This is a genomic window from Haematomicrobium sanguinis DSM 21259, from assembly GCF_000688395.1.
GTDB lineage: Bacteria > Actinomycetota > Actinomycetes > Actinomycetales > Micrococcaceae > Haematomicrobium > Haematomicrobium sanguinis.
This window is the reverse complement of the sequence record NZ_JIAG01000002.1, coordinates 193,828-214,311: the sequence shown is the minus strand read 5'-3', so window position 1 is coordinate 214,311 and position 20,484 is coordinate 193,828. Positions and strand designations below refer to the sequence as shown.

At 66.7% G+C, this 20,484-nt stretch carries 22 protein-coding genes and 1 tRNA gene; 7 read left to right on the top strand and 16 right to left on the bottom strand.

Translation table 11 applies throughout. The annotated features are described in order from the left end of the window. Positions 1 to 3 precede the first annotated feature (3 nt). On the bottom strand, positions 4 to 759 hold the full coding sequence (locus O148_RS0102645) for an SDR family oxidoreductase (RefSeq protein ID WP_026529686.1): 756 nt from the start codon (positions 757 to 759) through the stop codon (positions 4 to 6). 122 nt (positions 760 to 881) lie between these two features. Here O148_RS0102645 and O148_RS14360 point away from each other — a divergent pair, with 122 nt between their 5' ends. Continuing rightward, positions 882 to 1,556, top strand: a complete 675-nt coding sequence (locus tag O148_RS14360; RefSeq protein ID WP_075204258.1) for a TetR/AcrR family transcriptional regulator — start codon at positions 882 to 884, stop codon at positions 1,554 to 1,556. A 109-nt stretch (positions 1,557 to 1,665) separates the two neighbouring features. Here the strand turns inward: O148_RS14360 and O148_RS0102635 are convergent, their stop codons facing one another. Together O148_RS0102635 and O148_RS0102630 are read right to left on the bottom strand one after the other, a co-directional pair. Continuing rightward, entirely contained in the window at positions 1,666 to 1,866 is a 201-nt protein-coding gene (locus O148_RS0102635) for a hypothetical protein (RefSeq protein ID WP_026529685.1), read from the bottom strand. 24 nt (positions 1,867 to 1,890) lie between these two features. Next, a complete protein-coding gene (locus tag O148_RS0102630; protein ID WP_157374466.1) occupies positions 1,891 to 4,149 on the bottom strand; it encodes an MMPL family transporter in 2,259 nt (752 codons plus the stop codon). 27 nt (positions 4,150 to 4,176) lie between these two features. On the opposite strand from O148_RS0102630, the gene O148_RS14355 reads away from it, so the two are divergent. After that, a complete protein-coding gene (locus O148_RS14355; RefSeq protein ID WP_051619737.1) occupies positions 4,177 to 4,770 on the top strand; it encodes a MarR family winged helix-turn-helix transcriptional regulator in 594 nt (197 codons plus the stop codon). A gap of 75 nt (positions 4,771 to 4,845) precedes the next feature. Here the strand turns inward: O148_RS14355 and O148_RS17695 are convergent, their stop codons facing one another. Continuing rightward, a complete protein-coding gene (locus O148_RS17695; RefSeq protein ID WP_157374465.1) occupies positions 4,846 to 5,031 on the bottom strand; it encodes a hypothetical protein in 186 nt (61 codons plus the stop codon). A 353-nt stretch (positions 5,032 to 5,384) separates the two neighbouring features. Here O148_RS17695 and O148_RS0102615 point away from each other — a divergent pair. Beyond that, positions 5,385 to 5,458, top strand: a tRNA-Pro gene (locus O148_RS0102615). Between the two features lie 207 nt (positions 5,459 to 5,665). Here the strand turns inward: O148_RS0102615 and O148_RS0102610 are convergent. The 5 genes from O148_RS0102610 to O148_RS0102590 form a co-directional block, all read right to left on the bottom strand. After that, positions 5,666 to 6,895: a tyrosine-type recombinase/integrase gene (locus tag O148_RS0102610; protein ID WP_026529682.1), complete on the bottom strand. Its 1,230-nt coding sequence runs from the start codon at positions 6,893 to 6,895 to the stop codon at positions 5,666 to 5,668. After that, entirely contained in the window at positions 6,879 to 7,091 is a 213-nt protein-coding gene (locus O148_RS0102605) for a helix-turn-helix transcriptional regulator (RefSeq protein WP_026529681.1), read from the bottom strand. Before O148_RS0102605 ends, O148_RS0102610 begins: the two co-directional genes overlap by 17 nt. Continuing rightward, entirely contained in the window at positions 7,088 to 7,675 is a 588-nt protein-coding gene (locus O148_RS0102600) for a hypothetical protein (protein WP_026529680.1), read from the bottom strand. The genes O148_RS0102605 and O148_RS0102600 overlap by 4 nt, the downstream gene beginning before the upstream one ends. An 80-nt stretch (positions 7,676 to 7,755) precedes the next feature. Then, complete coding sequence (locus tag O148_RS0102595) at positions 7,756 to 9,477, bottom strand: type IV secretory system conjugative DNA transfer family protein (protein WP_051498920.1); 1,722 nt, start codon at positions 9,475 to 9,477, stop codon at positions 7,756 to 7,758. Positions 9,478 to 9,530: 53 nt separating this feature from the next. Beyond that, a complete protein-coding gene (locus O148_RS0102590; protein WP_026529678.1) occupies positions 9,531 to 10,043 on the bottom strand; it encodes a hypothetical protein in 513 nt (170 codons plus the stop codon). A 466-nt stretch (positions 10,044 to 10,509) separates the two neighbouring features. Here O148_RS0102590 and O148_RS0102580 point away from each other — a divergent pair. From O148_RS0102580 to O148_RS0102570, 3 genes are all read left to right on the top strand, one after another. Next, a protein-coding gene (locus O148_RS0102580) for an IS3 family transposase (protein ID WP_420805736.1) occupies positions 10,510 to 11,687 on the top strand; the annotation gives its coding sequence in 2 pieces (ribosomal slippage) (positions 10,510 to 10,776 and positions 10,779 to 11,687; 1,176 coding nt in all). An 80-nt stretch (positions 11,688 to 11,767) separates the two neighbouring features. Then, positions 11,768 to 12,124, top strand: a complete 357-nt coding sequence (cmtR, locus tag O148_RS0102575) for a Cd(II)/Pb(II)-sensing metalloregulatory transcriptional regulator CmtR (protein WP_026529675.1) — start codon at positions 11,768 to 11,770, stop codon at positions 12,122 to 12,124. Continuing rightward, positions 12,121 to 12,726 carry a cadmium resistance transporter gene (locus tag O148_RS0102570; protein ID WP_026529674.1) on the top strand — a complete coding sequence of 202 codons (606 nt, stop codon included), beginning with the start codon at positions 12,121 to 12,123 and terminating at the stop codon, positions 12,724 to 12,726. Before cmtR ends, O148_RS0102570 begins: the two co-directional genes overlap by 4 nt. 872 nt (positions 12,727 to 13,598) lie before the next feature. On the opposite strand, the gene O148_RS0102565 is transcribed toward O148_RS0102570, so the two are convergent. From O148_RS0102565 to O148_RS0102535, 7 genes are all read right to left on the bottom strand, one after another. Further along, on the bottom strand, positions 13,599 to 15,083 hold the full coding sequence (locus O148_RS0102565; protein WP_035744512.1) for an ATP-binding protein: 1,485 nt from the start codon (positions 15,081 to 15,083) through the stop codon (positions 13,599 to 13,601). Then, complete coding sequence (locus tag O148_RS16895) at positions 15,080 to 15,547, bottom strand: hypothetical protein (protein ID WP_026529672.1); 468 nt, start codon at positions 15,545 to 15,547, stop codon at positions 15,080 to 15,082. The genes O148_RS0102565 and O148_RS16895 overlap by 4 nt, the downstream gene beginning before the upstream one ends. 41 nt (positions 15,548 to 15,588) lie before the next feature. Beyond that, positions 15,589 to 16,389 carry a hypothetical protein gene (locus O148_RS0102555; protein WP_240470770.1) on the bottom strand — a complete coding sequence of 267 codons (801 nt, stop codon included), beginning with the start codon at positions 16,387 to 16,389 and terminating at the stop codon, positions 15,589 to 15,591. 47 nt (positions 16,390 to 16,436) lie between these two features. Next, complete coding sequence (locus O148_RS0102550; protein ID WP_026529670.1) at positions 16,437 to 17,903, bottom strand: SCO6880 family protein; 1,467 nt, start codon at positions 17,901 to 17,903, stop codon at positions 16,437 to 16,439. A gap of 6 nt (positions 17,904 to 17,909) precedes the next feature. Next, a complete protein-coding gene (locus O148_RS0102545; RefSeq protein ID WP_026529669.1) occupies positions 17,910 to 19,241 on the bottom strand; it encodes a TrbL/VirB6 family protein in 1,332 nt (443 codons plus the stop codon). Between the two features lie 28 nt (positions 19,242 to 19,269). Continuing rightward, entirely contained in the window at positions 19,270 to 19,539 is a 270-nt protein-coding gene (locus O148_RS0102540) for a DUF6112 family protein (protein WP_026529668.1), read from the bottom strand. 125 nt (positions 19,540 to 19,664) lie between these two features. Beyond that, positions 19,665 to 19,931 carry a DUF6112 family protein gene (locus tag O148_RS0102535; RefSeq protein ID WP_026529667.1) on the bottom strand — a complete coding sequence of 89 codons (267 nt, stop codon included), beginning with the start codon at positions 19,929 to 19,931 and terminating at the stop codon, positions 19,665 to 19,667. Between the two features lie 97 nt (positions 19,932 to 20,028). On the opposite strand from O148_RS0102535, the gene O148_RS0102530 reads away from it, so the two are divergent. After that, on the top strand, positions 20,029 to 20,475 hold the full coding sequence (locus tag O148_RS0102530; protein WP_026529666.1) for a phosphatase domain-containing protein: 447 nt from the start codon (positions 20,029 to 20,031) through the stop codon (positions 20,473 to 20,475). Positions 20,476 to 20,484: the final 9 nt, after the last annotated feature.

Below are 20,484 nucleotides of genomic sequence, written 5' to 3'. Positions count from 1 at the left end.
GTTTTAGCGGGTGGTGTAGCCGCCGTTGGCGAAGATGGTTTGGCCCGTGATCCACCAGCCGTCGGTCGCGAGGAATGTCACGATCGGGGCGATGTCCTCGATTTTGGTGAGTTGGTTGCCCATGGCCTGGGATTTGTGGAATTCCACGCGCTCGGGGGTTTCTTGGCCATAGAAGAACGGGGTGTCCATGGGCCCCGGGGCGATCGTGGTCACCGAAATGCCGCGCGGTGCGAACTCTTTAGCGGCGGCGCGAGTGAAATGCTCGACCGGTGCCTTGCCGCCCGCGTAGGTGGAGTAGCCGTCGGTGAACGCGGCGAGCAGGGAGGTGGCGATGGTGATGATTTTGCCGTTGTCACGCAGGCGCTTGCCGCCTTCTTTGATGAAGAAGTACGCGGCTTTGGCGTTGATGTCGAACATCGTGTCGTATTCGTCCTCGGTGGTGTCCAGGATCGGTTTGCGCAGCACCATGCCCGCGGTGTTGACCGCGATGTCCAGGGGGCCGAGGGCCTTTTCGGCCTCGGCAAAGACCCGCTCGACAGTAGCGGCATCGGTCAGGTCACCCTGAATTACGACGGCGTTGCCGCCTAACGCTTCCACGGCGGCTTTGGTCTCTTGGGCGTCTTGGGCGGTTTTGTCCGAGTTGTAGTGGATGGCGACGTTGGCGCCGTGTTCGGCGGCTTGCCGGGCGATGAGGCCGCCGAGGTTCTTGGCGCCGCCGGCGATCAGGACGTTCTTGTTTTCTAGGGTGTGGGTGGTCATGGGGTTCTCTCTTGGTGATTTGGTTTGGTGGCTTGTGTCGTCGATACGCATTTCATGTATCAACGATAAAGCGATACTATATCGCTGTGATAGTGGAGCGCAAGGGTGATACACGAACCCAATTGTTAGAAGCAGCCGCCGACATGATTGCGGCGTCGCCGGGCAAGGATGTGCCCTTGCGCGCGATTTGCGATCGGGTTGGCGTCAAGCTGCCGACGCTGTATCACTTTTTCGGGTCCAAAGAGGGCTTGCTGGACGCCGTGATCGAGCGCGGCTTTGACCTATATTTGGGGCAGAAATCGGCGCAGGTTTCTAGCGGCGATCCCATTGCGGACATTCGTGCCGGGTGGGACGCGCACGTGAAGTTCGGTCTGGAGAACCCCGGGTTCTACACGCTGATGTATGGGCAGATTGCGCCCGGGACAGTGCCAGCCGCGCAAAACCGGGCGACGGAAATGTTGCGTGCCGTGGTGCGGGTGGCGGATACGCAGGGCCGACTGGTGGTGGATCCGGATCTTGCTGTGTCGCAAATTCTCGCGAGCAATATTGGCGTGACGTTGGCGCTGATTCTTACCGGGCGAAGTGACTATCTGGAGCTGTCCGAGTCCACGCGGGAAGCGACGCTCGCGTGGATAACTGGGGTGGGGCGCGGGGGTGTTGCTGCGTCTGCTGATGCTTCGGAAGTGACTGGTGCCTCCGAGCAATTGCTCAACGCGCTCGGCTCGGCAGGTTCGCCGTTGGGGGAGCCGGAAACGGTCTTGTTGAAGAAATGGCTGGGGGAGTTGGGGCGGAGCTAGTTTGTGATTTCTTCCACCGTGCTCTCGCCGCCGACGCGACAATTGCCACGACTTCCAAGTTGACCCCCTCATGGATGTTTACCGGTTTTAGCAAATGGGGGTGCAGGGATCAATACAAAAATCCGCAGATGGCTCGCTCGAATTGCTCGCGAAACTGCACTTGCCAGCCCGACCCAGGGAAATAGATGAACTCGCTGTGTATGGCTTTTTCCATGGGCTCCAGGTGATTGACGGGAACTGGGGCCATGTCAATCAAAAATACCCCGTCGGCTTTCAGTCGCGTAAGCCACGGTGTTTCATCGAGTCCCATGCTATTGATCGCTCCATGACCGCACTATTCCTTCGGATCATCCTGAACGTGCCGCGCCCGCGCCAGCTTCGACGGCCACCAGATCGCCGAGCCGATGTCATAGCTCAAAGCCGGGACCAGAACTGTACGCACCACAAAGGTGTCCAGTAGCACCCCAAACGCCACGATAAACGCCAACTGCACCAAGAACAGGATCGGGATCACCGCCAATGCCGCGAACGTCGCGGCCAACACGACGCCGGCAGACGTAATGACTCCGCCCGTGATGGCCACGCCACGCAGAATACCGGGCCGCGTGCCAAACTCCTTGGATTCCTCGCGCACCCGCGTCATCAAGAAAATGTTGTAATCAATGCCGAGCGCCACCAAAAACACAAACCCGTAGAGCGGCACCGCAGGATCCGCCCCAGGAAACTGGAACAAGCCATTGAACACCAGAGCAGAAACACCCATGGCGGTGCCGAAGGACAACACGGTGGTCGCAATCAGCAATACCGGCGCAAGGACCGAGCGCAGCAACAACATCAAGATCACCAGAATGACGAGCAGCGTCACCGGAATAATCAGGTTCCGGTCGTGAATCGAGGCCGCGTTCGTGTCGACAGCGGTCGCGGTCACTCCACCCACTTGGGCACCCAAGCCGCTCAACTCAGACCGCAACGACACCACTGTGGCAGCAGCAGCCTCGGAGTCGGGTTCATCAACCAGCGTCCCTTGCAGCAACACCTTGCCGTCAACCTCCGTGGGGGAGGGCGCAGGCGTCCCAGGCGGACCAACGGCGCCAATGCCGGACGCAGTCACCGGCGCCGATCCACTCGGACTATCCGAAGCGACGACACTGACCAAATCGACACCGTCATTGTCCAACATCACGGCACTCGCAGCGTTTAGCTCATCAGCATCTACCAGCACGTACACGGGACTGCCAGCACCCGCGGGAAAATGTTCGGCCAACGCCGACTGACCATCACGCGCCTGGGATGACCCGAGCACCAGCTCAGATTGCGCGACCCCGGAAGCATTCAACCCGACCACGCCCACGCAACCAGCCAACAAGACCACAGTCGTCCCAACCCACAGCGCCCGAGAATGCCGACGAATCAACCCCGTCAGTCCATGCCAAGGGCCGGACCCCGGCACCTCAGCATCCTCACGGCTGCGTGCAGGATCAAAGGCCGGCCGACGCGGCCAAAACGCCGCCCGCCCCAACAGCGACAGCAACGCCGGCAACAGCGTCAACGCCGAAAGCATCGCAAAAACAATGCCAATGGCCGCCACCGGACCGAGCGCACTATTCGACTTCAGATCACTGAGCAAGAGGCACAGCAGCCCGGCAATAACCGTCCCGCCGGAGGCGGCAATCGGCTCCACCGATCCCCGCCACGCCACCCGCACGGCCACATTCTTGTCCCGATGCAGCCGCAATTCTTCGCGAAAACGGGACACCAAAAGCAACGCATAATCCGTGGCGGCACCGATCACCAGAATGAAGAGAATTCCTTGGGTCTGCCCGCTCAGCAACAGCACCCCCGCTTTGGCCAACCACCACACCACCAGCAACGCCACGCACAGCGCAAACAGGCTCGTCATCAGCACCGCAATCGGCAACAAAAGCGAGCGGTAGACCAAGATCAAAATGACGAATACCGCGGCCAGCGCCGCCCCCAGCAGCAGCCCATCGATCCCGGCGAAACCGGCCGCCAAATCCGCACTCAATCCCGCAGGGCCGGTCACGTACACCGCAACCGAATCGGGAACCTCGCCGCGCAACTGCGCAGTAAGCTCAGGAACCGTTTCCGATAATTCGGCATCCGCAACAACCTGCACGAACGCCTGCATCGCTAACCCGTCCGAGGACAGCAACGCCGGAGACGCGCCAGGCAACACCCCAGCTACGTCCGCAGCCGATTCCACCGCGGCACTAATTTTATCTTGCGCGTCCGCGCTCAACTCACGGTCGGCAACAAACACCACCACCGCCGGAATGCCGTCCGAGTCCGTAAATTTCTCTAACTCGCGTTGCACGGCCGCGGCCTCGGAGGAACTGGGCAAATAGTTCGTCTGGTCGTTGGACGAAACCTCGTCAATCTTCCCGAACAGCGGCCCACCCAATCCGGCCGCCACCAACCACACCACAATGAGCACAACCGGGATCGCCACGCGCACAAACCTCAACGCCCCGGGGCGCCGCGGTGCCCCGTCCCCGGATCGACTCGACACGCGTCGTGCCACGTCCGCACCCCCAGAAATATTAGTTAGCTTAGCTAGATATAAACCTAGCATAATATGATTCCTCGGTAATATAACCTCGTGGGCAACGACAATCTTTACGACATCAACGCAAACGACCCGGATCACGAACTCGTCCAGCGCACCCATATTGCCCCGCAGGATGTGGCGCAAATCACCGAGCTCATGTCAGCGTTCGGTGACCTCCGCGACGCCGAGCGCGCGCTCTCGGAAGCGTCCCGACGCTACATGCAGCTCAACGAAACCGACATGTTGGCTCTGCAGTTCTTGATCGTCGCGGGCAATCGCGGCCAGATCGTCACCCCCAGCGCCATCGCCCAGCATCTCGCGATTTCCACCCCGTCCACCACCAAGCTGCTGGATCGGCTCGAGCGCGACGGCCACATCACCCGCTCCACGCACCCGAGCGACCGGCGCGCCTTGGCCATCGCCATCACCCCCGCGACCCGTCGGGCCGCCATGGAAACGGTGGGCAAGCAGCACGCCAAACGCTTCGACGTCGCGGCCCGCTACAGCAGCGCCGAACGCGCTATCCTCATCAGATTTTTGCGCGAAACCGCGGCAGAAATTGCGCTCGGGGATGAGCCATGGGCACAACCGGGTGCCCAGCACCAGCCACAGAAGCACGACGGCGATACTCGCCCGGGCGCATAGCCTGCGAAATACCGGGGTGGGCTAAGAGAGAAAGTCTTGGCTCGCCGTCGTTCTTCTGCTTAAAAGGTGACGTGCCTACTGCGTGGGGAAGCGGGCAAGCGCGTCGGCGCGGAGGTGCGGGTCGCGCAACGTTTGTGGGGCGAGGACTATCCGGTGTGGTGTGACACGGAAGGAAAAATCGCCGACGAGGTCGAGCCTGAGAACCTGGTCCTTGAGCGGTGTCAGGGTTTCTCGGAGATGGATGAAGCGTTCCGAACTCATGTGGGGGAGTTGGGGTTCGAACCAGTCTTGGTATTCCCAATGGTCGCGCCAGAGGGACTTCCATGCTTGGACGAGTGCAGGCACGGTGGTGTTCGCGGGAATGGGTTGAGTGGCTGGGGTGGGGATGGAAAGTCCGGGGAACGCCGGGCGGATTTCTAGATTCCAAACCTCGCGTGCGAAGGCGATGTCACCCTGAGCGCCGATCTCATGTAAAGTTGTGTCGGTGGTTTTCGCCGGTTGTTTGTGGCCGGGCGGAAGCTTCGGGTTGTGGCGCAGCTTGGTAGCGCACTTGACTGGGGGTTAAGTGGGTTTACCCCGCTCTGGTCGGCCCGAACAACTGAAAATCCATGCCACGGGCTGTGGCGCAGCTTGGTAGCGCACCTGACTGGGGGTCAGGGGGTCGCAGGTTCAAATCCTGTCAGCCCGACGTAAAAGCCCAGGTGAGAGTAGGTTTCTCGCCTGGGCTTCATCATGTCCGGGGGTCGTTCTCTGTGGTCCCCCTCTGGTCCCCCGGCGCTCTCGCCGGTGGTCGCCTGTGGACGAACTGATCGCCCAGAACCCGCGTCCTGTGGATATGGGGACCAAAAGGGGACCAGAACGCTTCCGGGAGCACTCCCGCGGGCGTCGGAGCGCATCACAGGCCCCTGGTCGCGGGGCTGCTGCGCCGGGCGTTCTTGCGTTGTCCGGCGGTGGAGAGGAAGGCGTTGGCCTGCTCGGCGGCGGAGGCGAGGTGGCGGTCGTCGGGGTGGAGATAGCCGCGCGTGGTCTCCATCGAGGCGTGCCCGAGGATGTCTTGCAGTACGTGCAGCGGGATGCCCGCGTCGGCCATCCAGGTTGCCCCGGTGTGGCGTAGGCCGTGCCGGGTGAGGTCGGGCAGTCCGAGCTTCGCGACGATGCCGTCCCAGTTGGTGGCGTCGCGGACGGTCGCGGTGGTGAGATAGCCGCCCTTCGGGCCGACCAGCAACGAGTCCTCGGGCTCCTTCCCGTCGGTGAGGCGTTCGAGCACTGGCCGGAGTGGTTCGAGGATCGGCACGCGGCGTTCTTTGCGGCTCTTGGTCGGTTTTGTAACCAGGCCGCCTTTGCCGGGGAAAACCTGCCGGCGGATCACGACGAGGTTCTTGCCGTAGTCCACGTCCCCGACCTGCAACCCGGAGACCTCCGAGGACCGTGCGGCGAGTAGCGCGGCGAGCATCACGAAGTCGCTGTAGGACTGATGCACCTTGCCGCACGCCCTGGCGAGGCGGTTGAGGGTCTTCATGTCCGGGATTGCGTGCGCCCGTGGGGAGGTGTGTTCGGCGGACTGGCCGCGGAAGGCGTTGCGGTTCAGGCTCCGCTTGGCGCGGTTCTTCGCAGGATTGATCTGGATCAGCCCGTCCCGCACGGCCTCATCGAGCACCCGCACGAGCGGGGCGATGGTGTTCTTGATGGTCGACGCGCCGTGACGCTGCTCCCACTCATCAATGGTGCGGTCGATGATCCCGGCGGTGATCTGGGTGACCGGCAGGTGCCCGAGCGCGGGCAGCACGCGCAGTTTCAGCCCGTACCCGTAGGTCTCGCCGGTGGAGGTCGGGTCCAGGCCCCGCGCCCACCGGTCGCCGATGGAGGTGACGAACTCCAGCAGCGTCATGGACACGTCCATGCCCTTGGTCGATGAGTTGCGGAGCTGGTCGAAGAACGCGTGCGCGGCCGCTTCGTCTCGCACGATTTCCGAGCGGATGACACGCCGCTTGGTGGTCGGGTCGGTCCACCGGGCTCGGGCGCGGATGCCGTAGGAGCGGCGCTCCATGTCTGTGGAGACCTTCACGCCGATCGGCGGGACCGGCTTGGGCTCGGCGGTCGGCTGCGGTTCAGCTCTGCGGGGCACGGTCGTGTTCCAGCTCGCTCAGCCAGCGGTCCACGGCGTCGAGCCGGTACCGGGCGATCCCGCCAAGCCGCAGGAACGGCGGCCCCGTGCCGGCCGAGCGCCACCGCGACAGGGTGGACTCCGAGACCTTCAAGTACGCGGCGACCTCACGGCTGTCCAGCAGGGGCGAGACGAGTGCCTCGGTCTTGTCGCTCACGACACTTCTCCGGTGTCCGGGTCGAGGTCGCGGTAGAACGCTTCCTCTGCCTCGCGGCGGGCCTGGACGTCGGCCATGACGAACTCCACGAACTCGGCATCGCGGTCGGTGATCGGGATGTCCTCGATCGGGTCGCCGGGTTCCTCGCCGGGCCAGACAGTCTGCCGGGTGGGACGGTCGTGGTCGAGCCGGGTGCCGCAGGCGGCGACCCATTCGCGGAGCCGCTGGCGGGCGTCGGCGAAGTCGCGGTGCCAGCCGAGCGGTGCGCTGCCGTTCTGGTCCGGGTCGTAGGCGCAGAGCCAGTGAAGGTGCAGCGCGCTCAGCTCCCACAGCAGCTCCGGGTGCATGTGCCAGGCGGGCGGGATCACGGAGGCGGGGAGCCCGTAGGTGTGGCGTAGCCAGTCCACCCAGCGGTTGAGCTCCAACCACTCGGCCTCGGCGTCCTCGGCACTCAGCAGGTTCCAGTTGATCGGGTGCGGCGGCTCGGCGATCAGCGGCTCGTCGTAGCCGTCGTCGTCCATCTGGTCCACATCCGAGTCGGGAACATCGTTCGTCGTGGCGTCGCCACCGGGTTCGTCGGACATGCTGGGCTCCTGTCTGCTCTCCGGCGCCGGTTCGTGCCGGGCCGTTGTGGCGGGCAGGTGCTCCGTGCCGCGACCGGCGTTCAGGTGCCGGAACGACGGAGCAGGGCTTCGATCTCGGCACGGTCGGCGGCGAGCTGGCCGGCGTCGGGACGCTTGGGCCAGGGGTGCAGGTCGGTGACGATCGGGGCCGCGGAGCGCAGCAGCACGATCCCGGTCCCGAACGGGAGCCGGCGGATGCGGTCGGGCGGGAAGATCGGCACCCGGCGCACGGACCGCTGGTTGGAGCGGGTGCCGTGGTCGCCCAGCGTCACGGAGTCGGTGTATTCGTCGCGTTCGCCGACCAAGGCGCTCAGGTCTTGCAGGTCCCGGCTGTTGGAAGCCCCGCCGAGGATGACCTTGACGATCGAGGCGTCCCAGATCGCGTTCGCCTGGTGCTCGTTCCAATTGTCCCGCGCCTGCGCGAGCGATTGGAGCACCGGCATGGTCGTGATCCCCGACCCGCCGCCTTCGGCCATCAGCGTCGGCAGCGACGGCAACGGCGAGAGGTTGGCTATCTCATCCAAGGCCAGCAGCATCGGCGGATCGAGCCGGGCACCGGCCGACCGTGCGGCCAGGCGGCGGGCGGTCTCGATGAGGTCTTCCACGAGCGCGGCGACCAGCGCGGCGCTGGCTCCCGCACCGGACCCGGTTGCCAGCAGGAACAACGTGCCGCGGTCGCGGATGAACGCTTCGGGATCGAAGCCCTCACCGGGGCCGGGCGATACGGCGTCGAGCACGCGCGGGTCCGCGAGGGAGCCGAGAGCCAAGGAGACGCCCTGCCAGATCGAGTCGCGGGTGCGGGGGTCGGAGTCGATCATCGCTTCCAGAGACTCGGCCCACCCGGTCGCAGCCTGCGTGGAGCCGGTCAGGATCGCCACCGCGTCAGCGGCCGCGGTCGGATCGAGAGTCCACCTGAACAGCTCGGCGGGCGGCCGATGGTCGATCGCTGCCGCGTGCAGCAGGGCTTGGAGCGCGGCCCGTGTCTTGCCCTCCCAGAAGCCTCCGCCGTCGACGCCGCCTGCGGACAGGCCGGTGCCGGCGGCGAGCCCGGTGGCGCGGATCATCGCCGTCTGCGGCGACTCGCAGCCCCGGATCGGTGACCAGCGCAGACCGGCGGGCAGACCCTCGGCCAAGTGTTGCGGGTCGAAGATCGCGACGGGGCCGATCCTGCGACGGGCGCGCATGGTCGCGGTGAGGTTGTCCGGCCTGGTCGAGGTGACGACGACGGCGCCGGGCGCGTCGAGGATCGCCGGGATCACCAGATGCAGGCCCTTCCCGGAGCGGGGCGGCCCGATCACCATGATCGAGTCCTCGACCGACGCCCACACGCCGGTGCCCTTGGAGGTGCCGAGCCGGTAGCCCACGTCCGCCGGCTTCGGGTCAGCCAGGCCGGGGCGCAGGTTTCCCGCGCGGCGCAGCAGCGCCTTCTCAGACGCAGCGGCGGCGACTTCGTGCCGTGTGGCGATCCCGGCCATGCGGCGCGGGTCGGTCTCGATCCGGTGGGTGTGGCGGCGCAACCGCAGCCACGCCCATAGCCCGCCGGTCACGAGGCCGGCGAGCAGCAGCCCGGCGACGATCCAGTAGACGACCGGGTTCAGGCCGTCCGCGTCGAGCGCCGCGCCGGGATCACCAGGGTGGAACAGCACACCGACCCCGGAAGCGGGATCGCCGGCCGGCTGGGGCGTGCCGGTCAGGAACGCGGCCACCGATCCCGCGGCGCGCAGGATCAGCGCGACGCCGAACAGGACGACCAGCCCGATCATCGCGGCGTTGGTCAGCTCGTCCCCGAACGAGCCGGTCTGCCGGCCCTGCTCGTTCACGGCACTCGCCGGATGATCGTGGTGCCGGAGACCCGGCCGAACAGGATGACCTCGATGACCTCGTCGGTCCGGTCGGCGCCGTTCCCGGCTGGGTCGATGAGGGCGCGCGCGGTGCCGGAGTGGGCGGCGTCGGTGTGCCCGGTGACGACTGCGACCGCCACGTCCTCGCCCGGAACGAACCCCTTGCCCTCGACGGTGTGAAACACCGGCCCGGCCTGCGCCGCCGGTTCCGGTTCGGGCTCGGGGCGGGAACGCCGGCGGCGGGCGGCGACGATGTCGGTGAACGTCGTGCCGTCCGCTTCGCGGACCTCGACCCTCGCCGGTGTCGTCCGGTCGTTCGTGGCGCGGTCGATGATCTGCCCGAACGAGGAGCGCCGCCACGGCGGCGCGAAAGGGTCAGGGTCCAACCGTTTCCCGTCGACGGTGACGGTCACGGTGCCGTCCTCGCGCACATCGAGCACGACGAGCGGAATGGACACCGGGACGGGCTCAGGCTCGGGCTTCCTCATAGCGTCGAGGTGAGTCAACGCCGCCATGAGAGCATGCGTGGCGCTCCTGGGCGTCCGCGCGCACGTACGAGCCGTGCAGGTCGAACCTCTGCCGCGTACGGAGGAATGTCGGACGTCTCTGGCAGGCTCTTCGTATGAGTGATGAAACTTGGGACGGCCGCCGGGCGGTCAGTGCGAGTTCGGGTGATAACACGGTTTCGCGTGCGCGGCAACCGGATGGTTGACGCGCACACTGGGGAGACATCATTCCGTGTCCGCGACGACGGCAGAGTGGTGGATGCCAATTCCGGCGAGACACGGTTTCGCGTGCGCGATGACGGCCGTGTGGTCGATGTCAACACGGGTGAGACGGTCTACAGACTCAGAGGTTGAGTCACTTAGCCCTGGGCGTGAGGAAGGGCGTGAGGAACGAATCGGTGACAACTGATCGTTAGTGCCGGGAGGCGCTGGCGGGGAGGATGTCATCATGCCCGGTCCTTATCCGAAAGAGTTCCGCGAAGACGTCGTCGCGGTCGCTCGTCGCCGCGAGAGCGGCGTCACCATCAAACAGATCGCCACCGACTTCGGCATCAGCGAAGCAACGCTGCAGAACTGGCTCCGACAAGCCGATATCGAAGACGGCAACCGTCCCGGCCAGACCGCCGCCGATGCCGCCGAGGCGCGGGATCTGAAGAAGCGGATCCGGTTGCTTGAGCAGGAGAACGAGGTGCTTCGGCGTGCGGCGGCGTATCTGTCGCAGGCGAACCTGAAACTCGGTGGCTCCCCAAAATGACGTACCCGCTCGTTGCTGAGCTCGCCGCCGCGGGGATTCCCGTGACGGTGTCGTGCCGGGTCCTCAAGCTCGCCCGCCAGCCCTACTATCGCTGGCGAAACGATCCCGTGCGGAGCGCGGACGTCCTCCGCGCGTATCGGATCAACGCGCTGCACGACGCGCACCACGACGACCCGACGTTCGGGTATCGATATCTCGCTGACGAAGCGCGGCGAGCCGGGTGGCGGATGAGCAGGCGGACGGCGTGGAAGCTGTGCTCGCAGGCCGGGATTCTCTCGTCCGCGCAACGCCGACGGCGCGGGAAGGGCAAGAAGGCCGGCCCGCCCGTGTTCGACGATCACGTCAAACGGGTGTTCCGCGCTGACGCGCCGAACCGGCTCTGGCTCACGGACATTACGGAGCACCGGACGAGCGAAGGCAAACTCTACTGCTGCGCGATCAAGGACGTATTCTCCAACCGCATCGTGGGGTACTCGATCTCGGACCGGATGACCGCGAAGCTCGCCGTCGACGCCGTCCGCAACGCCGTCACTCGCCGCGGCGAGGTCGCTGGCTGCATCCTGCACGCCGACAGAGGCAGCCAGTTCCGCAGCAGAGCGATGGCCAGCGAACTGAACCGACACGACATGGTCGGATCGATGGGCCGCGTCGGCGCCGCCGGAGACAACGCCGCCATGGAGTCGTTCTGGTCACTGCTACAGACGAACGTGCTCAACCAGCAACGGTGGGCCACCCGGCAGGAGCTGCGACTCGCCATCGTCGTCTGGATCGAGCGGAAGTACCACCGTCAGCGCGCCCAGGACACCCTCGGCGGCTTGACGCCCATCGAATTCGAAGCCAAACTGACCGAGCCGCTCACACTCGCGGCCTAAACCGAAACTGTCACCAGTTCGTTCCTCACGCCCAAGGAACGGTTTTGGCAATCATACAGCGAAGCGTGTATGTTCATTGGGTGCTGACTATAACCGATCGATTGGACGTGATGAACCGGCTCGGCCGAGCAATGGCCGACCCGACACGTTCACGCATTCTCATGACCCTGCTTGACGGCCCGATCTATCCTGCGGCACTGGCCCGCGATCTGGATCTCAGTCCGTCCAACGTTTCTAACCACCTGACCTGCCTTCGCGACTGCGGCATCGTCGTGGCCGAACCTCAGGGCCGCCGAACGCGGTACGAGGTCGCAGACCCCCGTCTCACCCGTGCGCTTACCGCTCTGCTGGATACGACCTTGGCTGTGGATCACGAAGCGACCTGCATCGACCCTTCCTGCGCTGTTTCGGAATGCACGGCGGAGGTGCACATATGATCCTGCTCTCGATCCTGCAAGCGATCGGCCTGTTCCTTGCCACGAATATCGACGACATCATCGTGCTCTCACTGTTCTTCGCCCGGGGTGCAGGGCAGCGAGGCACGACGGTTCGGATCCTAGTTGGACAGTATCTGGGGTTCGCAGGTATTCTCGGCGCTGCCGTACTCGTAGCCCTCGGCGCCGGAGCGTTCCTGCCTCCTGAGGTCATCCCATACTTCGGCCTGATCCCCTTGGGATTGGGGCTATGGGCGGCCTGGCAGGCGTGGCGTCGGCGGCATGACGATGACGACGATGATGAGGGCAAGATTGAAGGCAGGAAGGTCGCTGTCTGGGCCGTGGCAGGAGTCACCTTCGCCAACGGCGGGGACAACATCGGTGTTTACGTTCCAGTTTTCCTCAGTGTGGGGCCTGCCGCCGTGGTCGCATACTGTGTTGTGTTCCTCGCTCTCGTTGCGGTCCTGGTGTTCGTGGCCAAATTCATCGCCACCAGACGTCGGATCGCGGAAATCCTGGAACGCTGGGAGCACATCCTGTTCCCAATCGTTCTCATCGGCCTGGGCATCTTCATCCTGATCAGCGGCGGGGCATTCGGGCTCTGACGCATGAAGAAGACAAAGCGAACTGGGGTCTCCAAAGCCAGGTTGCGCCTCGGTTTCAGGGGTTCGTGCTCATCCCCGCGAGACCTGGTCACGCGGGGATGAGCACGAACCCGTCTTCTGGTTGTGCCGGGAAACGCCGCAAGTCGACCCGAAAGTCCTGGCCTGGGACTGTGTACTCCGCAGCGGCCAACCGTCCCGCAGCGGAAGCGAGGAGGTCCACCGTCGCCGGTTCACCCGGGCAGCGGTGGCCGTCCTCGTAGAATCCACCGCCTGCGCGTTCCGAAATTGCCCAGATGGTCGAGTTGCAGAGATTCCTTCTGAAGTCAAGAACCGTTCCACCGTGGCACGCAGCGCAGTTGCGGCCAGACCAGGATCAGCGAAAAGCACGCGAGAAGCGCGCAGCACACCCTCTCTTACTTCGTCGGGTGCCTATCTCGGGATCGGCATTATCAGCATCGGCGGATGCAGGTGCGTCACAGTGTAGTACGAGGAATAGGCGATGCCTTGGTACTCGAAATCATCGCGGTTCGACCTGTGGGAGTAGTCCACGCGATAGTCGCCGTGCCGTGCACAGCCTGTCGACACTCGGGATTCTCGCACTGACCGCGGACGACAAACGTGCCGGAAATCCACTCCGGCTCGAACGCAGGGTGGTTGCGCGCGGAAGCTGAATCGTGTCCTTCATCCTCGGTGGGCGCTGAGAATCCGATGTATCCGGTCTGGCACTTGGGGCACGCAGGCCGCGGCCACGGCTGTCCGTCCTCAATCGGGCGAGCGAGCTCGGAAAGTGCGGGGTCCACAGCCATGCTTCCAGCGTAAGCGGGACGCTATGCGGACAGGCGTAGAATGGGAATCGATCGCGGGCGACGGCTCTAGCCTTTGCCGGTCATGCGGGCGGTGGTGTCGAACGCGGCGAGCTCGGCGGGGTGGAGTTGGTGCTGCACGACGAAGGCCCGGTCCTTGATCCGCCAGAGCCCTTGCCCGGTGCCGAGTCCGGGCAGCAGGCGGCGTTCGGTGCCGGTCAGCCCGAGCGCGACGGCGGTGGGGCCGAGCTGATCGGTCTCCTGCCGGTAGACGATCTTCGTCTCCGCGTTTGCCAGCAGGCTGTTCGCCAGCGCCCGGTTCGCCGATCCGGCATCGCCGACGTTCTCCAAGTCGGTGAGCTTGTGGAACACCAAGAGATTGGCCAGCCCGTAGTGCCGGGCGAGACGCCAGTGGGCGTCCATCCTGCGCAGGAGCGCCGGGTGGGACATGAGCCTCCATGCCTCGTCGTAGACGACCCATCTGCGGCCCCCGTTGGGGTCGAGCAGGGCGGCTTCCATCCATGCCGACGAGCAGGTCATCAGCACCGAAATCAACGTGCTGTTCTCGGTGACGCGCGAAAGATCGAGGCTGACCATCGGCAGCGACGGGTCGAACCTGACGGTGCTCGGCCCGTCGAACAGGCCGGCCAGGTCCCCGGCCACCAGGCGGCGCAGCGCGTGGCCGACCTGGCGGCCGTCCTCGGTGAGCCGGCCGTCCGGGTCGTCGGCAGGGTCGGGGCGCAGCAGCCGGTCGACCACCATCGGCAGGATCGGCACGTCCGCGTCGCGGACCGCGCCGGCCAGGGCGGTGTCGATCGCGGTGTGCTCCAACGGCGCCAACCGCCGATCCAGCACCGTCTCCGTCAAGGCTCCGAGCAGATCGCGGCGTCGCGCGGCGAGGGTGGTGGCCCACTCCTGGTCGGACAGGCCGCCGGGCCGGTAGCCCTCATCCAAGGGGTTGAGCCTGTTGCCCATCCCGTGCCCGAGGATGATCGCTTTCCCGCCGACTGCTTCGGCGACGCCGGAGTGCTCGCCTTTGGGGTCGCCGGGGACATAGACGCGGTACCCGAAGGGCAGACTGCGGGTGTAGAGGCTCTTGGCGAGCGACGATTTCCCGGACCCGACGATCCCCGCCAAGATCAGGTTCGGCGCGGTGATGATGCCCCTGCGGTACAACTCCCACGGGTCGTACACGAACGAGGAGCCGCTGTAGAGGTCTTGGCCGATGAAGATTCCCGCGGCTCCGAGCCCGGCTTCGGCCAGGAACGGGTACTGCCCGGCGAGCACGGCGCTGGTGTCCTGATGCCGGGCCACCCGGAAGTGGCCCGGTGTCCTCAGCGCGGCCGGGCCGGGCTCGCCGGCGGCGGGCAGGTAGACCGTGGCACGGCGTTCAGCCCGTTCGGCGGCGGCCTTGGCCTGGGCCGCTTCCTTCTCGACGTGACGCTGCTCGGCGACGAGGCGGGCGGCGGCTTGCCGCCGCTGCTTGCGCAGCCGGCGCCGCTCCGAGGCGGGAGTGACGAGGACAGCGGTGTGCAGCTTCTCGCCCCGGCTCACAACGACCGCCCCCGCGTCCCGGAGACCCAACCGCCGGCGGGACGGTCGAACCATGACGAGTCCGGCGCCGGGCGAGGCTGCTGTGGCATGTCCGGCTTGGGCTGCGGCGGGCCCTCGATGCCGAGCGGTGCCAGCGCGTCCGCGTTCTGGCGAGCGGCCTCCGCGACCCATCCGGGAAACAGGCACTCATGCTCGGGCCTGCTGCCGGGGTTGTCGATGGCGTACTGGCGGGCGTCGCCGGCCGCTGCCAGGAAGGCGGCGAGGTCGCGCATCGCGCGGTCCGGGGCGACCGGCGCTCCGGCGCCGGTGAACAGGTCCCGGCCGACGAGCGTCTGCCCGGTCGCGGTGTCCTCGATGCGGTAGGCATATCGCTGGTGCTCGCCCAGCGGCGAGTCCGGCCAGACGGTCAAGGTGAGCGTCCCGACGTGCCGGGACATCGAAGCGGTGGGGTCTGCGCTGTTCATGGCGGGCAGGTGCGCGCCGGCACGTCTCCGTGGTGGCTATGTCAGAGCGACAGCCCGCGGGCCTGCTTGACGGCGGCGACGCCGGGATGCTCGAACCAGCCCCCGTCACGGACGGCGCTACGCCGCCCGGCCGTCTCTCGCTCACGGCCTGTCGTCGGGCGGCGGGCCGGGACGTGCGCCCCTGCTTCTTTGTCGATGGCGTCCTCGGCACGGATCAGGTGCCGCCGGTACAGGGCGACGTGCCCGGCCATCGCGTTGTAGGTCATCGCGTAGTCGCCGGTCTCGGCCTGCCGGTCACCGGGATAGACCGGGGCGGTGTCGTGAACGTCGCCGTTCTCCAAGGCGGCGTTCGTGGTCTCCTCGCCGTAGTCCCACGCCGACAGATGCTCGATCCCCGCCTCGACCCCGTGGGCGTCGATGAGGTCGATCACCCGGTCGGTTTCCTCGCCTTGGAGGAACACGACGCCAACCCACCGCTCCACCATCCGGTCCTGCGGGTTCCACACGATCCGGCCCGAGTGGGTCATGGCCGCGCTCAGGCGGTCGTCGGCCTGGTCGATGAGCGTGCCGGCCTGGTGCAGCTCATCCGCTGCGGCCAGCGCCTCGGCCGCACCGCCGCTGTACTCGCGGGACTCGTCGGTGACGTGATGCTGCCGGCTCAGATGGGCGGCGGCGAGCTGGTCGAGCACCTGCCGCAGCGATCGCAGCCCGCCCAACAGCTCACCGATCACCACGTAGGTCTCGGACGGGTCCTCGAAGCTACGGCTGGCGTGAGCCAGACCGCGCAACGCCTCGTAGGCATCGCTGGCATCGCTGGTCGGGTTCGTGTATGTCGGCATCATGGGCCTCCTTCAACGAGGGTGGGATGCCTGCCAGGTGAGCGCGCCGGTCACACCGTGCGGCACAGCGGCAGCGCGGCCGCCGTGAACGCGACGGCTTGCTGGCCGACGAGCCTTCGGGTCTCGCAGGAGGCTTGGATCGAGGCTTGTTCGATCGCGGCGACTGCGGCTTCCAGCTCGTCGACGCTGGGGGCGGAGACGGAGATGAGCCCGGAGACCCGTAGAATCCCGTGGCCGGCGGTCAGGTCGGCTTCCTGCTGGAGAACGTCTTGGTATTCGGCGGTCTGCGCGGCGTCCTCGATCTGCCCGATTCGGGCGCGCTGGGCCGCATCGGAGATGTGTTCGACCTTCTTCTTGCGGATGTCGCGGGCCGCCTGGTCCGAGCGCATCGGGGTGTAGATCAGCGACACAGCCCGTTGGATGCCGGTGGAGAGCAGCACCGGCGCGAGGAACCCCGGATAGACGAGGCTGCGGGGCCACTCCGAGACCCACAGCACGGTGTGCCAGGCGGAGTCGGTGCGCAGGTTGCCCCAGGTCTCGGTGACCGCGACCGGGCCGGCGGCGGCGAGCTCCTGCCCGAGCCGCCCGTGGCGCTCCAAGGTGGCGGCCACGGCCGGGTCATACGCCGAGCGGAGGATGACCGCGACCTGACCGGGGCCGAGCCACCCCGAAGGGGTCAAGTCCGCCGAACGCAGCGCGGCGACCAGCGTCGCCATCTCCTGCCGGAGCACCGCGGCGGCGCCGCGGATGCCGCCGCCGGCGGTCCTGATCTGCCGGGAGGCGACCTTCATGTCCAGGGAGAGGCTGACCGTGGTGGCGTGCCGTTCCCCGGCGGGGCCGGCCCGCTCGATCAGTTCGCGGTAGGTGGTCGCGGCCCAGGAGCCGTCGTCGGTGCCGTGCTCGGCCCACCACTCGGCCAGCCCGCTACCGGAGTCGGGCAGGGTTCGTTCGAGCACTTGCAGGGTCGCGATCCGCCCGGACCGGCAGACCGTGGCGAGCACTCGCCCCCAGGAGGTGACGCGGCGCTCTTGCTCGCCGGGGTCGAGCAGGATGAATGCCGGATGGGTCACTTCCGTCACGACCGTCAAGGTTGCCTGGCGGGGGTCGTGGATCATGCACGCCCCGGTCTCGGGGTCCAGGTGCTCCCGAAGCCGGGCCATGTCACCGGGCAGCGCGAGACTTCCGGCAGGGCGGGGCTTGACGATCCGCCGCCGGTAGAGCAGTTGCCCGCCGGTGGAGCGCCACAGCCACCAGAGCGCGACAGGGAGCCATTCGACCATCGGCCTCCCAGCGATGGGCACCCAGGTCAGCACGACCGCGAGCAGCCAGACCGGGGCGGTGTAGACCAGCAGCATCCCGGCGCCGCCGTAGAACGCGGCCAGCAGCGCCAGGCCGCCGATGCCGAGGGTGATGAGCTGCGCGACCGAGAGGCCGAGCAGCACCCCTCGGCGGGTGAGTCGGCTGAACTTCATCGGCGTCAGCTCGCTACCGGGTGTCTTCTGGTCCGTGGTGGGCATGGGTGGTCACTCCTTGCCCCACGGCGATGCCGTGGGGTTGGACGGCTCCGTGGGCGTCCTCGGCTGCGGCGTGGACGGCGGGGGCGTCTGCGACGGCGGCGGGGTGCCGCCGTTCTGCCCGCCTGCGGCGTCGGCGGCGGTCTCGGCCTGACCGGCCACCGCGTGCCCGGCCTTCGGCCCGGCCTCGGCGGCATCCTTGGCGACCTTCGCTCCGACCACGACGGCTGCCGCCGGTCCCGCGCCCGCGGCGGAGGCGCCGGCTTCGGCGCCCACGGTTTCACCGCCGGCCGCGGCAGGTGCCTGCGCCGGGGCGGGCGACGGCGGAGGCGTGCCACCTGATCCTGCGTCCGACGCGCCGTCATTGGGGTCTTCGAGAACCTTCTTGGGCTCGCCGCCGCCTTGGGGCTTGGAGGGGATCGGGACGGGACGGTTGAGCGCGTTCTTGGCCTCCTGCTCGGTGCCCATCTGCTGGTACAGGTCGAAGCCCACGAACGACACGAAGCGGTAGACCATGTAGGGCGCGAAGGCCGCGATGCCCATGAGCACGATGCCGGTGATCGGTTCGGTGACGGCGGCGATGTCCAGCTCGATCGGGGTGGCGATCTGCGTGATCGCCAGCAAGAAGATGACGACGAGCACGAGCTTGCTGATGATGAGGGCGATCACGAACGCCGCCCATTTCCCGATCCATCCTTTGGTGGCGTCCCAGGACGCGCCGGCGAACGCGATCGGTGCCAGCACCACGCCGACCAGCAGCAGCGCCTTGCGGATCAGCAGGCTGAACCAGACGATCGCGACGGCGGCGATCATCAGCCCGGCCAGGAAGATCGTGACGATCGCGCCGACGCCGGGCGCGGCGATGTTGATGCCGCTGAGCCCGGCGGCGAGCAGGATGATCTTGTCGCCCATCGTCTCGGTGGTCTCGCCGGACGTCTGGATGATGCCGATGCTGAGCTGGTCCACGATTTCCAGTGCGAGCGCGGTCAGCGTGACGACCACGAACGCGCCCAGCACCGATTTCGCCGCGCCGAGCGCGGCTCTGGACAGCGCGGTCGGGTCGCGGCGGATCAGCCCGGTGATGAGTTGCAGGCAGAAGAAGATCAGGACGAGGAAGACGCCGATGCCGAAGATCAGGTTGTAGACGCTGGTGAACCCGTCCGTCTGGACATCGACCAGCGTGGTCGTGTCGAACACGGCCCACATCGCCTCGATCAGCCAGCCGGCCGCGCCGCCCATCGCCTGGGCGAGCCAGTCGAACGGGGCAGCCACGACCGTCGCGGCAGCCTCGCCCGCCACGTCGCAGACGGTCGAAATCACGGGAACGTCGCAGACACCCATCTCAAATCTCCTGCGGTGACCGGCGGCCCTATACAGCCTGGCCGACGTTCCAGAAGAAGTTCACGAGCGTCACCGCCGCGCCGCAGATCACCGCGGCACCGCAGGAGATGAGAACGCCCAGCTTGCCCCTGCCCGCCAGATGCGGGTTCGAGCTGTTGGCGCCGTAGGCCCAGACGATCGCGGAGACGATTAGCGCCAGTACGGAGAGGATGAGGCCGACCGTCATCACGGCGCCAACGATGGTGCGGAGCTGGTCGATGCCGGGCAGTCCCGAGCTGTTGGGGTCGATGTCGATCACGGCGGTTACTCCCTCGCTGAGCGAATGGCTTGTGGCGACGAGGTGAACCAGGGAGCGACTGGCGAGACCGGGCAGACGAAAGGCCCGCTCCCAACGCAGAGAGCGGGCCTGCTGGCGACGGAGGATCAGAGCTGTTGGCCGAGGGCGATGAGCCAGTTCACCCACGCCACCCCCGCGCCGGCGAGCGCGGCGGCGCCGACGCCGACGAGCACCCCGACCCGGCCCTTGGAGGCAAGCGAGTGGTTGCCGTGCGAGGCGCCCAGCGCCCAGCAGATCGCCGAGACGATGACCATGAGCACCGCGACGATGAGCACGAACATCAGCAGGGCGCCGATGACCTGTTTCAGATCACCGATGCCTCCGAGCCCGTCGAAGTCGGGGAACACTTCCATCACGAACCAACCGGGGATCGCAAGTATTCGAAGCGTTCGAAATCCATGCTGGCGAGGTGCGCAGGCAGGACCGCCGCCGTCGGGCTAGCGTTGAAGTGTGGACGCATGGACTGACGAGCCGGGTGTGGTGGTGTTGCCCGACGGGCGACGCATCCGCGGCGTCGGCGTGCGCCGGCCGCGCGGCGATGTGCCTGCCCCCGATTTCGCGGTCTATCTACTTGGCCGTGACCCAGCGCCTGGTCCTTGGCCTCATCGCTGGGTGCGGTGGCGAGACTTCCGGCTACCGGACTCGACCGACGACGCGACGACGGCGCTGCGTGAGGCGTGGGAACGTGCCGGTGAGGAGCGAGTCGAGATCGGGTGTGGCGGCGGCATCGGGCGGACCGGGACGGCTTTGGCGCTGCTGGCAACGATGAGCGGTGTCGCGCCAGAAGACGCGGTGGCGTGGGTCCGTTCCCACTATCACCGGCGAGCTGTCGAGACGGGCAGGCAACGACGCTGGGTAGAGCAGACCGCGACCTTGCTTCAGACGGAGCGGGAGTGACCTTGGTCG